This window comes from Clostridium coskatii, assembly GCF_001675205.1.
GTDB lineage: Bacteria > Bacillota > Clostridia > Clostridiales > Clostridiaceae > Clostridium_B > Clostridium_B ljungdahlii.
The window spans coordinates 19,189-32,228 of sequence record NZ_LROR01000053.1 but is presented as its reverse complement, the minus strand read 5'-3'; the positions used below and the strand labels follow the sequence as shown (position 1 = coordinate 32,228).

Here is a 13,040-nt window from a genome sequence, read left to right as displayed (position 1 = left end):
AAGGAAGCAGAAAAATTAAAAATTAGAATTGAGGGTGTAATTTATGGAGGATTGGCTTTTAAAAAAGGATGAATACGTTCCCAAAGAAGATAAAGACAAATTTATAGATAAAAGTATATTTTCTATATTACATCTATTATCTCTTATCAAAAGGAACAATAAAGTAAATAATAGCTTTATATATAATTTAAATCCTATGTTAAAACTTTCCTTTACTATTTTAAATATATTATTTTTATCGTTGTCTAAAAATTTTACTTATGTAATGCTTGTAGATGTTTATTTTCTACTAATTTTAAGTTTTTTGGATGTTCAAGATATAAAAAAAATACTGCTTTTAAGCATTTCTATTCCATTTTTTACATTTATAATGCTCATACCTTCCATACTTATGGGGAACATTAGAAATAGTGAAATGCTTTTACTAAAAGTAGCTGGTACTATAATTTCAATAAATGTTTTATCTTATACAACTAAATGGCATGATATAACTAAGGCGCTAAAGATGTTTTTTATACCAGACATATTTATTTTGGTATTTGACATAACTTTAAAATACATTTATATATTAGGTGAATTTTCTTTGGACATGTTTTATGCACTAAAGCTTAGATCTATAGGAAGAAATAGTAAAAAGTATTCTTCTATTTCAAAGATAATTGGCAGTTTATTTTTAAAATCAAAAGAAATGGGAGATGAAATGTATTGTGCTATGGAATGTAGGGGATTTACAGGAGAATATGTGTCTCACAAAAAATTTAAATTTAAGTTTTTTGATCTAATATATTTAATAGTTAATGTACTTATCATAACTATGTATTTTTACATATCTAGGGTGGGATTAAGATGATAAAAATTGAGAATGCTTTTTTTAAATATAAAAATAATGAAGTATTAAAAGATATAAATGTAACTATAGAACAAGGAGAATCCATAGCGCTTATAGGTGCAAATGGAAGTGGTAAATCTACCTTTTTAAAATTATTAAATGGAGTGGTATTTCCCACAAAGGGAAATTACTATTTTGATGATGTGAAAATATGTAAAAATGAATTGGAAAAAGGTAACTTCTCAAAGAAGTTCCATAAAAAAGTAGGATTTGTATTCCAAAACTCCGATGCACAACTTTTTTGCTCTAGTGTATACGAGGAAATTGCTTTTGGACCAAGGCAAATGGGAATGGATGAAGATGAAGTAAATAAAAGGGTAAATGACTGTCTAGAACTTTTAAATGTGAAGGATTTAGAAAACAGGGAGCCTTATAACATAAGTGGGGGAGAAAAAAAGAGAGTGGCTATAGCTGCTGTACTTGCATTAAATCCTGAAGTTTTGGTTTTAGATGAGCCTATGAGTGGAATAGACCCTAAGGGAAAGAAATTCTTAAATGATCTTTTTATCAAATTAAATAAAGCAGGAAAAACTATAATATGTTCAACACATGATTTTGAATATGTTAATGGACTTTTTAAACGAGTTCTTGTATTTTCTGAAGATCACCATATAATAAGGGATGACGCTTACAACAAAGTAATGGAGGATACTGAGTTTTTAGTGAAATATAATATCAAATAGTGTTATTAACTGTAAAACTTTAGAATTCCATGAAATTTTTATTTGCTTTATGTAATATATTGGATATTTCAAGTTGACATAAAACTCTAATTATAATAAACTTAGAGTATAAATTAAATAGAAAATTCAGGTGCCTTTATAGGTGAAAAGGGAATACGGTTAAACTCCGTAGCAGCCCCCGCTACTGTATGTGATGATGAACTTTAGTTACCACTCGTAAAAGAGGAAGGTTAAAGTAAATATGAATCATAAGCCAGGAGACCTGCCTGATTGTTATTATATGCTTTCGGAGGGAGAGAAACTTTTAGTGTGGTTAACCTCAGCTTAAGCTGAGGTTTTTATGTTAAAGGCAGTTAGCTTTCTAAAGCTTACTGCCTTTTGGCTTTAATATAGATATGTGTGTATTAATTAAAATTAAACTTTTTATTATATTTAGGAAGTTTTGGGAGGAGTAATTGTTATGGCAAAAATTATGATTCAGGGAACTGGTTCTTCTGTAGGAAAAAGTATAATTGTTTCAGCCCTTTGTAGAATATTTAAACAAGATGGTTATTCAGTATGTCCTTTTAAATCTCAAAATATGTCATTGAACTCATATATAACATTAGATGGCAAAGAGATGGGACGGGCTCAGGTACTTCAGGCTTATGCAGCTGGATTGCAGCCGGAAGCATATATGAACCCTATATTGTTAAAACCAACTTCAGATAAGAAATGCCAAATAATAGTTAACGGAAAAGTGTATGGTAACAGCACTGCTATGCAATATCATAATATGAAGCTGGAATTTAGGGATATGCTTAAAGAACACTTTGAAAAGATGGAGAAGAAATTTGACATAATAGTAATGGAAGGAGCAGGAAGTCCTGCAGAAATAAATTTAAGAGATAGAGACATTGTAAATATGGGTATGGCAGAATCAGTAGATGCACCAGTACTTTTAGCAGGAGACATAGACAAAGGAGGAGTATTTGCATCCATTGCAGGAACAATGCTGCTTTTTACAGAAGAGGAGAAAAAAAGAGTAAAGGGTACTATAATAAATAAATTTAGAGGAGATAAAGATATACTGGAGCCGGGGCTTAAGATGCTTGAGGATATAGTAAAGGTACCTTGTCTTGGTGTCATACCTCATTTTAGATTGGCACTTGAGGATGAAGATGGAGCTGTAGAATTCAATAAAAGAGTTACAGCACCTATTGATATAGCCGTAATAAAGCTGCCTCATATATCTAATTTTACAGATTTAGATGCGCTTAAGAGCGAAGAAGACGTTTCCGTAAGATTTATAACATCTGTAGAAGAGTTTGGAAATCCAGATTTAGTCATTATTCCAGGAAGTAAAAATACTATAGAAGATCTACTTAAAATTAGACAGTGCGGCCTTGAGGATCGAATAAAAGAGTATAGTAAAACTGGACTTGTCATAGGACTATGCGGTGGATATCAAATGCTTGGTAAAGTCATAGAAGATCCTTATGGAGTGGAGACAGATGTAGGAAAAGTAGAGGGTATAGGACTTTTAGACATAGAAACTATATTTGAAAAAGAAAAGGTTACAACTAGAGTAAATGCAAAAAGTAAAATTGACTTTCCAATAAAAAAGGATGGCGAATCTTTAACTAATAGAAAATTGGATGTATACGGATATGAAATACATATGGGAATATGCAAATATGGAAAAGATGCAAGACCATTGTTTAATATAACTGATAAAAATGGTGAAAAGGTTGACACAGAAGATGGTGCCATAAATATGTCAGGAAATGTAATTGGATCTTATATACATGGAGTTTTCGATGGAATTGATTTTAGAGAATTTATTGTAAATAAGATAAGAGAAAATAAAGGATTAGGTTATAAAAAATCTAAGACATATGAAAATCTTAGAGAAGGAGAATTGGATAAGTTAGCAAGCATAGTGCGAAAGAATTTAGATATAGATAAGATATACAATATTATGGGAATTAAAAGATAGTAATTAAATTTAGAAAAGAGGGGTTAAATTTGTCCAGTTCTTTTGTATTTATGAATTTAATAGATATTGTGATAGCAGTTGTAATTGATTGGATAATAGGAGATCCCTATTGGTTTCCCCATCCCGTTATATATATAGGAAAGCTTATATCTTATTTAGATAAAAAGGGAAGAAAGCTTTGCAAAAAAGAGGAGAGCTTAAAAGCATTTGGTGGATTAATTGTTTTCCTTGTTGCATTTGTTAGTTTTATTGTGCCTTTTGCAGTACTGCTGCTTTTAAGAAAAAATGTTATTTTATACAATATAGTAAATACATTTATTATTTGGACGACTATTTCTGCTAAATGCCTTGCTATAGAGGCAAAGAAAGTATACTATGCCCTTAAAAATGAAGATATTGAAGATGCAAGAACCAAGCTTTCTTATATAGTTGGAAGGGATACATCCTCTTTAAGCAGTCAGGAAATAATAAGGGCAGATGTGGAAACTGTGGCGGAAAATACTTCCGATGGAGTAATAGCACCACTTATATATGCAGCTATTTTTGGATCACCACTTGCTATGCTCTATAAGGGAATAAATACTATGGATTCCATGCTTGGATATATGAATGAAAAGTATAGGTACATAGGATTTTTTCCTGCAAAGGTAGATGATGTATTTAATTTTATACCTTCTAGAATTACAGGGGTACTTATGTGTATATCCGCTTTTGTAGTAAAAGGAAATCCTTTTAAGTCTTTTAAAATAATGATAAGGGACAGGAAAAACCACAAGAGTCCTAATTGTGCTTATCCTGAGGCAGCAGCAGCTGGAGCTATGAGAATACAGCTTGGTGGCACAAATGTTTATTTTGGTCAAGTAGTTTATAAACCTACTATAGGGGATAAACTTATGGAACTAAGTTTTAAACACATAGGACAGTGCATAATAATTATGTATTTTACCGAAATACTTTTTATGATTTTATGTGGAATAGTTATAATTGGATTACCCAGAGCGTAATTTAGAAAATCAATGATATAGGATGTGTTATTATGGAACATGGTGGGGATATATATACAGAGGGACTTTTAAAGGGAAGAAAGCTTTTGGATTTCAGTTCAAATATAAATCCACTAGGAGTACCTTTAAGTTTCAAAGAAAATATAGAGAAAGCATTAAAAGATGTAGAAAAGTATCCTGATGTGGAGTATAGACAACTTAAAAATTCAATAAAAGAGTATATAAATTTTTCATTAAATTACTTTTATCCGATGACTACCTGCTCTAATACTCCCACTTCTTCAAGTGGGAGCAAAGAGCAGCTACGTCCCTGGATAACGATTTCTAAGTATCAGGGGAAGTCAAAAACTCCATCTGATGCCAAGAACTCTGTTTACATTGAAGAAGAAAAAATATCAAGCAGCATGGAAGATACAAACATTGTATTAGGTAATGGAGCTGCAGAGATAATAGATCTTGTAATCAGCTGTTTTAAAAGCATCTGTATTGTAGTACCTTCTTTTATAGAATATGAAAAAAATGCAGCAAAATGGAACTGCCAAATAATACATTCACATTTGAAAGAGAATATGGAGTATGATTATAAAGATATCAGACAAAAAATAACAAAGTCAGAAGCCTTAATTATAGGTAATCCAAATAACCCAAATGGCGGTGTAATAGATAAAGAGAAGTTTAAAGAAATACTTGATTACTGTGAAGAAAATCATAAAACTATAATTATAGATGAAGCTTTCGTGGAGTTTACAGGAAAAAGAGGATGTTCTTTTTTAAGGGAGGCGCAGAAATATAAATGTGTATTTTTAATCAGGGCTCTTACTAAATTTTTTGCACTTCCGGGAATAAGAATGGGATATGGACTTTGTAAAAATGAAAGTTTAATAAAAAGTATAAAATCCAAACAAAATCCATGGAACATAAACTCCTTTGCAGAAACAGCAGCCGAGAATGTTTTTAAAGATAAGAAATACATAGAAGACTCCATTTCTTGGATAGAAAAAGAAAGAAAATTTATGTTAGATGAGTTAAAAGAAATACCTTTATTTGAAAAAGTGTATGATAGCTACAGCAATTTTGTATTATGTAAAATGAAATATGAAGATTGTCAGAAGCTATATGATAGATGTTTAAAGGAAGATGTTCTCATAAGAAGATGCAATAATTTTAAGAAACTTGATAGTAAATTTATAAGGCTAGCTGTAAAAGATAGGTGGAGAAATGAAAGAATACTACAGGTGTTAAAAAAAATAAGTAAAGATGTAACTACTTAAGTTTTAAGGGGAGAAGAAGAGATGAAGGTAAACAACTTAGAAAATAATAATATGCTTTTGTCGCTACTATCTCCTAAAATAAAAGTGATTATATTAGGGGGAGGACATGCAGCTTACATTAAATCAAAAACCTTTTCAAAAAAAGGATGCCAGGTTTATATATTGTCTAAAAAGTTTATGGATGATTTTGAAAATATAGGGAGCCTCCCTAATGTAAATATAATTAATGCAGAGTATGAAAAGAAGTATATAGAAGACAAGCACCTTGTAGTAATAGCTACAGATGATGTGAAAGTAAACTACAGTATAGCAGAGGATTGCAGAAAGTTATGTAAAATATATATAGATGCAACTAAGCCTGAAAATGGAAATTGCATTACACCCTGCCAGAGAAATACTAAAAATATTTCAATTGGGATAAATACAAAAGGAGTATCACCTGTAACTTCTGTATTTATTGCAAATAAGCTGGTAGATTATATAAAAGACTATGATGAATTTGTAGAATTTACTTCTCATATAAGAAATAGCATTTGCAGTATAGATAATAAGAAAAAAATTATGAAGTTTATATGTACAGATGATTTTTACTTTTTTTATAAAAAGGGAAAGGCCCTAGATGTAATAAATATGTTTTTTACAACAGCAAATTTAAGGATAACACAGGATGGTGATAACATTTGAATTTTAAAATTGCAACTAGAAAGAGCAAATTAGCCCAGACTCAAACTGAAATAGTAATGGATATACTGGAAAAAGATTATAATGCAAAGTGTGAAAAAGTGCTTATAGAAACAATGGGAGACAAGAGACTTGACATAGCCCTAAATAAAATAGGTGGAAAAGGTCTTTTCTTAAAGGAAATTGAACTGGCACTTCTCAAAGATGAAGCAGATGCAGCAGTTCACAGTATGAAAGATGTACCTTTTGATGTGCCGGAAGATTTTGAAATAGCTGCTATTATGCAGAGAGAAGATGTAAGGGATGCCTTTGTATCTAAAGATAAAGTACCTTTTAATGAACTTCCTAAAGGAGCTAAAATTGGGACAAGCAGCAATAGAAGAGCAGAACAGTTAAAGATATTAAGGCCGGATATAGAGATAGCTCCTATAAGGGGAAATATACAGACTAGAATAAGTAAAATAGAAAGTCAAAACTTAGATGGCATAGTTTTGGCAGCTGCAGGAATTAAAAGGTCTCACTTAGAGGAACTAGTTACTGAGTATTTTAAGGTGGAAGATATGGTACCTGCAATTGGACAAGGAGCTCTTGGTATAGAAACAAAAAAAGACAGTAAAAATAAGAGCTTTTTCAGTAAATTAGACGATGAAAATACAAGGATTTGTGTAGAAGCTGAAAGAAGCTTTATGAGGACATTAAATGGAGATTGTCATTCCACCATAGGTGCCTATGCAAAAATAGATAAAGATACTATAAATATCATGGGAATGTTCATGGTAGGAAATAAACTTATAAAAAAAGATGTAACAGGGAACAAGGAAGATTATATGGTTTTAGGTGAAAAACTTGCAAAAATGATATTGAAAGCTTAAGGAGGATACTATGGGTAAAGTTTATCTTATTGGTGCAGGACCTGGAGATGAGGAACTTATAACTTTAAAGGCAGTGAGAAAACTAAGTGAATGTACTGCAGTTATGTATGACAGATTGGCAGGCCCTGGAATTTTAAAATATGTAAATGAGGACTGTGAAATATATTACTGTGGTAAGGAACCAGGATGCCATTATAAAAATCAAGATGAAATAAATAACATGTTAGTTGAACTTGCTAAAAAAGGACATGTAGTAGGAAGAATTAAAGGTGGAGATCCCTATGTATTTGGAAGAGGAGGGGAAGAAGCTCTAGCTCTTTTAAAAGAAAATATAGAGTTTGAGGTCATACCCGGAATAACTTCTCCAATATCAGCATTAAATTATGCAGGAATACCTGTAACTCATAGAAAAGTAGCTCGAAGTTTTCATATCTTTACAGGAAAGACTGCTGAAAAGCTGGATATAAATTGGAAAGCTGCAGCTAAAATAGGAGGAACACTTATTTTTTTAATGGGATTTAGAAACTTGGAAGTAATATGCAGCAAACTTAAGGAAAATGGTATGGATGAAAATACTCCTTGTGCTGTAGTTATGAGGGGAACTACTTCAAAGCAAAAAAAAGTTGTAGGAAAAATAAAAGACATAAAAGAAAAAGCTGAAGAAGCAGGACTGACTTCTCCATGCATAATAGTTATAGGAGATGTTATAAAATTCAATGAGCAGCTTGATTGGTATGAAAAAAAGCCTCTCTTTGGAAAAAATGTATGTATCACAAGATCAAAGGCTCAGTCACGTGAAATGAGAGAAAAACTTCTTGATTTAGGAGCTCAGGTTACTGAGATACATTCCATAGAAATAAAATATACTTCAGAAAATATCAAAGAGTATTTAGGTAAATTGCCGGAGTATGATTATATTATTTTCACCAGTGTAAATGGGGTAAACAGCTTTTTTGAACGACTTCTAACCGAAAATTATGATATTAGAAATATAAAAGGAAAATTTGCAGCTATAGGTCCTGCCACAGAAAGAGCTATAAAAAGTAAGGGAATTATACCTGAGATAGTAGCAGAAAAGTTTGTAGCTGAAAGTCTCCATGATAAAATGAAAGGTTTCATAAAAAAAGGAGACAAGGTATTTATTCCAAGATCTAAAAATGCAAGACCTTATTTGGCAGAAGCCTTGAGAGAAGAAGGCTGCATGGTAGATGAATGTTATACTTATGAGACAATAGCTGGAAGTTTAACTGATAAAAATTGTTTTAATGATGTAGATACAGTTATTTTTACAAGTCCAACTACAGTTAGAAACATGATAGAACTTGTAGGACTTTCTGCTATAAAGGAAAAGCAGGTAATTTCTATAGGACCTATAACAGGTAAAGAGCTGAAAAAGCATGATATAGATTATGAAATGTCTGAAGAATATACTACAGACGGAGTTATAAAACGACTATTAGAAGGGAAGTAAAAAATATGTTTAGAAGACACAGAAGACTTAGAAAAAATCCAATTATAAGAGATATGGTTAGGGAAACTGTACTCAATCCAAGCGATTTTATTTATCCATTATTTGTGGTAGAAGGAGAAAATATTAAAGAAGAAATATCTTCACTGGACAATAATTACCACTATTCTATTGACAGGCTTCCTGAAGCTGTAAAAGAAATTAAAGATGCGGGAGTAAAGAGTGTAATTTTATTTGGAATTCCAGATCATAAAGATGAGGTGGCAACTTCAGCTTTTGAGGAAAATGGAATAATTCAAAAGGCAGTTAGAAAACTGAGAGAATTAGATCCAGAACTTTATATAATTACAGACGTATGCATGTGTGAGTATACAAGCCACGGCCACTGTGGAATACTCAATGGACATGAAGTAGACAATGATGAAACACTTAAATATATAGCTAAAATAGCACTTTCTCATGCACAAGCTGGAGCAGATATGGTAGCACCATCGGATATGATGGATGGAAGAGTTGAGGCTATTAGAAATATATTAGATGAGAATGGATTTAAAAATGTAGCTATAATGGCTTACAGTGCCAAATACTGTTCTGCATTTTATGGACCTTTTAGAGATGCAGCGGATTCAGCACCTAAATTTGGTGACAGAAAGGGTTATCAGATGGATCCAGCCAATGTAAGAGAAGCTATGCTGGAAATAGAAGATGATATAAAAGAAGGGGCAGACATAATAATGGTAAAACCAGCCCTTCCTTATCTAGATGTAGTGAGACTTGCCAGGGACAAATTTGACTTGCCAGTAGCTGCTTATAATGTAAGTGGAGAATTTGCCATGGTTAAAGCAGCAGCTAAAGCTGGTCTTATAGATGAAAAAGCTATAGTAAAGGAAATGCTAACTTGCATAAAGAGGGCAGGAGCAGGAATGATAATTACTTATTATGCTCTTGACATATGCAGGTGGATTAAAGAAGAGTTCAAGTAAAAAATGAAATAGGGTGATGGGCATTGAAAAGTATTATTGTATCATCAAACAGTAGTGGAGGCGGAAAGACTACAGTAACTATTGGACTTATGAAAGCACTTATGAAAAAAGGATATAAAGTTCAAGGTTACAAAGTAGGACCGGATTATATAGATCCTGCATTTCATAGAAGCATAACTGGAACTAGTTCTAGAAATTTGGATTTATACCTTATGGGAGAAGAGGGAGTAAAGGCCTCTTTCAGTAGGGGAAAAGGAGAACTAGGAATAATTGAAGGTGTTATGGGATTATATGACGGCAAGGGGATAGACAGCAAGTATTCTACAGCTAATATAGCTGAGGTACTGGACCTGCCTGTGGTACTTGTTATGAGCCCTAAGTCTCAAAGTACTACCTTATGTGCTGAAATAAATGGAATAGTGAACTTTGAAAATTTAAATATAGCAGGAGTGATATTTAATAATATAGGAGATAGTTACTATAAACTTTTGAAAGCTGCTGTAGAAAAAAATTGCAATATAAGGGTATTTGGCTACATTCCAAAGGATGAAAGGCTTTCCCTTAAGAGCAGACATTTAGGACTTGTCCAAAGCAGTGAAGTAGGTGACTTAAATGAAAAAATAGACCTATGCAGTGAACTTATTTTAAAAAATGTGGATGTTGAAATGCTGCTTAGATGCTTTAAGGAAAACAAGAACTTTAAGGATGACTACCATATTGAAAATAGGAAGATAAGGACAGCAGTAGCTTACGATAAAGCCTTCAGCTTTTATTACAAGGAAAATATAGAACTTTTAGAGGAACTAGGTGAAACTATATCCTTTAGTCCCCTTAAAGATAAAAAATTACCTTCTAATATAGACTTTTTGTACATAGGAGGCGGATATCCTGAAGTTTTTATAGAGGAGCTTAGCAGCAATATATCTATGATGGAAAGTATAAAAACAGAATTAAAAGCGGGACTTAGATGCTATGCCGAATGCGGAGGACTTATGTATTTGACAGAAGGTATGGAAAATGTAGACAAAAGTGCTGTCTTTGACACAGTTGGATTTTTTAAAGGAAAGGCTCACATGACTTCCAGATTACAAAACTTTGGATATGCCGAGGTAGAAGTAGCTAAGGAAAATAACATTTTACCTTTAGGACTTAAAGTAAATTGTCATGAGTTTCATAAATCCTATATCGATTCAGAAGAAGAAAAAATTTATAACGTAACTAAGGATACTTACGATGGAAAAATAAAAAAGTGGAACTGCGGGTACGTTAAAAACAATACTTTAGGAGCTTATGCCCACATTCACTTCTTTGGAAACTTAGATATGTTACAAAAAATTTCAGGGGCATCAAAAAAATAAAGATAAAAAAGTTTTAAAAAGTGCGTTACTATTTTTGTGTTTTTAGTGTCTTATATAGTAAGGGGTAAATTTAATAATTTTAAAAGTAAATTGGGGGGTATGTATTATGAGTTTATTTGAAGAAACTTTAAAGTGTATAGAGGGAAAAGATGAAGAGGCTGTAAAAAAGGCATGGGAAAGATTGGACAGTTTGACAAAACCTATAGGAAGCCTTGGAAAACTTGAAGAAATAGCTGCTAAAATGGCAGGAATTACAGGAAAAATACATAATAAAATACATAAAAAAAATATAGTTATTATGTGTTCTGATAATGGAGTAGTAGAAGAAGGGGTAAGTAACTGTCCTAAAGATCTTACAGTAACAGTTACTAAAAATTTTGCAAGAGGCATAACAGGAGTTTGTGTGCTTTCGGATTTTGCCAAGTCGGATATAACTGTAGTAGATGTAGGAGTGGATTATGACTTTAAAGAGCCTGGAATAATAAATAAAAAAGTGGCCTATGGTACAAAAAACATGGCTAAAGGACCAGCTATGACTAGAGAAGAATGCATAAAGGCCATTGAGGCAGGTATAGAGTCAGTAGATAATCTTGTAAAAGAAGGATATGACCTTTTTGGAACAGGAGAGATGGGTGTAGGTAATACTGCTACTAGTTCTGCAATTTTAAGTGCAATTACAGGTTTACCAGTAGACCTTACAGTTGGAAAAGGTTCTGGAATAACAGATGAACAGCTTAAAAGCAAAAAGAAAGCTGTACAAGCTGCTATTGATATAAATAAACCGGATCCAAAAGATATTATTGATGTATTGTCAAAAGTAGGTGGATTTGATATAGCAGGAATGTGCGGATGTTTTTTAGGAGCAGCTAAAAATAGAGTACCTATTGTAATTGACGGATTTATATCTTCGGCAGCTGCCTTATGTGCTTTTAAATTAAATAAAAAGGTAGGAGATTATTTATTTCCGTCCCATCTTTCAGCAGAACCAGCTATAAGCTATGTAATGAGGGAACTGGGATTAAAGCCTATGTTAAATTTAGATATGAGACTTGGAGAAGGTTCAGGATGTCCTTTAGAATTTTCAGTAATAGAGGCCGCACTTTATACTATGGACAATATGGCAACTTTTGAAGAAGCAGATGTAAAAAATTCAGATAAATTTATAGATATAAGGGAAAAGTAGTTTTTAACTTCATATAAGGAAATGGAGAATAGATTATCATGGATTATATAAAATCACCTATGGGAATAGAGAAAAGAAGTTTTGAAATAATAGGAGAAGAAATGGGAGAATGTAATTTTCCTGAAAGAGAACTTTCTATAGTAAAGAGGGTAATACATACTACAGGAGATTTTCAATATAAAGATATACTTTATATAAGAGAAGGAGCTGTAGATAGTGCTTTGGGACTTTTAAAAAAAGGTGTGACCATATATACAGATACAAATATGGCTGCAGCAGGAATAAATAAAAAAGCACTTGCAAAGCTCAACTGTAAAGTAGAATGTTTTGTAAGTAGAAGTGAAATAGCAGATATCGCTAAGGAAAAAAGTATAACCCGTTCTATGGCAGCTGTAGAAAAAGCTGTAGAAGAAGGAGTGGAGTTTTTTGTATTTGGAAATGCCCCTACAGCACTTTATAAATTAAAGGAGCTTACTTTAGCCGGAAAGGCAAAGCCTAAATTTATAGTAGGAGCACCAGTAGGATTTGTAGGAGCTGCAGATTCTAAAGAGGAAATAGAAAAACTTGATGTACCTATGATAACTATAAGAGGAAGAAAAGGCGGCAGCAACATAGCAGCTGCTATAGTAAATGCACTTATGTATATGATAACTAGATAATTTGGCACTTT

Annotated in this window: 12 protein-coding genes and 1 riboswitch; all 12 genes read left to right on the top strand. The window is 32.3% G+C overall.

All coding sequences use genetic code 11. The features are described 5' to 3' along the window. Nucleotides 1-43 precede the first annotated feature (43 nt). The 12 genes from CLCOS_RS11805 (at nucleotide 44) to CLCOS_RS11750 (ending at nucleotide 13,029) form a co-directional block, all read left to right on the top strand. Complete coding sequence (locus CLCOS_RS11805; RefSeq protein ID WP_013239834.1) at nucleotides 44-850, top strand: energy-coupling factor transporter transmembrane component T; 807 nt, start codon at nucleotides 44-46, stop codon at nucleotides 848-850. After that, the gene (locus CLCOS_RS11800) at nucleotides 847-1,572 is read left to right on the top strand and encodes an energy-coupling factor ABC transporter ATP-binding protein (RefSeq protein WP_013239833.1); all 726 of its coding nucleotides are present in this window, start codon (nucleotides 847-849) and stop codon (nucleotides 1,570-1,572) included. The genes CLCOS_RS11805 and CLCOS_RS11800 overlap by 4 nt, the downstream gene beginning before the upstream one ends. Before the next feature lie 111 nt (nucleotides 1,573-1,683). Further along, a riboswitch (cobalamin riboswitch) is annotated at nucleotides 1,684-1,856 on the top strand. A 176-nt stretch (nucleotides 1,857-2,032) separates the two neighbouring features. Then, nucleotides 2,033-3,550: a cobyric acid synthase gene (locus CLCOS_RS11795; RefSeq protein WP_013239832.1), complete on the top strand. Its 1,518-nt coding sequence runs from the start codon at nucleotides 2,033-2,035 to the stop codon at nucleotides 3,548-3,550. A 50-nt stretch (nucleotides 3,551-3,600) separates the two neighbouring features. Then, nucleotides 3,601-4,554: an adenosylcobinamide-phosphate synthase CbiB gene (gene cbiB / locus CLCOS_RS11790; RefSeq protein WP_063600165.1), complete on the top strand. Its 954-nt coding sequence runs from the start codon at nucleotides 3,601-3,603 to the stop codon at nucleotides 4,552-4,554. Between the two features lie 32 nt (nucleotides 4,555-4,586). Further along, entirely contained in the window at nucleotides 4,587-5,825 is a 1,239-nt protein-coding gene (locus CLCOS_RS11785) for a pyridoxal phosphate-dependent aminotransferase (RefSeq protein WP_063600134.1), read from the top strand. Nucleotides 5,826-5,846: 21 nt separating this feature from the next. Next, nucleotides 5,847-6,509: an NAD(P)-dependent oxidoreductase gene (locus tag CLCOS_RS11780; RefSeq protein WP_063600135.1), complete on the top strand. Its 663-nt coding sequence runs from the start codon at nucleotides 5,847-5,849 to the stop codon at nucleotides 6,507-6,509. Further along, nucleotides 6,506-7,378 (top strand): hydroxymethylbilane synthase, encoded by an 873-nt coding sequence (hemC, locus tag CLCOS_RS11775; protein ID WP_063600136.1) that lies wholly within the window; start codon nucleotides 6,506-6,508, stop codon nucleotides 7,376-7,378. The genes CLCOS_RS11780 and hemC overlap by 4 nt, the downstream gene beginning before the upstream one ends. Before the next feature lie 10 nt (nucleotides 7,379-7,388). Continuing rightward, the gene (gene cobA / locus CLCOS_RS11770) at nucleotides 7,389-8,849 is read left to right on the top strand and encodes a uroporphyrinogen-III C-methyltransferase (protein ID WP_063600137.1); all 1,461 of its coding nucleotides are present in this window, start codon (nucleotides 7,389-7,391) and stop codon (nucleotides 8,847-8,849) included. Between the two features lie 5 nt (nucleotides 8,850-8,854). Further along, the gene (hemB, locus tag CLCOS_RS11765; protein ID WP_063600138.1) at nucleotides 8,855-9,829 is read left to right on the top strand and encodes a porphobilinogen synthase; all 975 of its coding nucleotides are present in this window, start codon (nucleotides 8,855-8,857) and stop codon (nucleotides 9,827-9,829) included. A gap of 23 nt (nucleotides 9,830-9,852) precedes the next feature. Continuing rightward, entirely contained in the window at nucleotides 9,853-11,187 is a 1,335-nt protein-coding gene (locus CLCOS_RS11760; RefSeq protein WP_063600139.1) for a cobyrinate a,c-diamide synthase, read from the top strand. 106 nt (nucleotides 11,188-11,293) lie between these two features. Next, on the top strand, nucleotides 11,294-12,370 hold the full coding sequence (cobT, locus tag CLCOS_RS11755) for a nicotinate-nucleotide--dimethylbenzimidazole phosphoribosyltransferase (RefSeq protein WP_063600140.1): 1,077 nt from the start codon (nucleotides 11,294-11,296) through the stop codon (nucleotides 12,368-12,370). A gap of 38 nt (nucleotides 12,371-12,408) precedes the next feature. Further along, nucleotides 12,409-13,029, top strand: coding sequence for a precorrin-8X methylmutase (locus tag CLCOS_RS11750; RefSeq protein ID WP_063600141.1), 621 nt, complete (start codon nucleotides 12,409-12,411; stop codon nucleotides 13,027-13,029). Nucleotides 13,030-13,040: the final 11 nt, after the last annotated feature.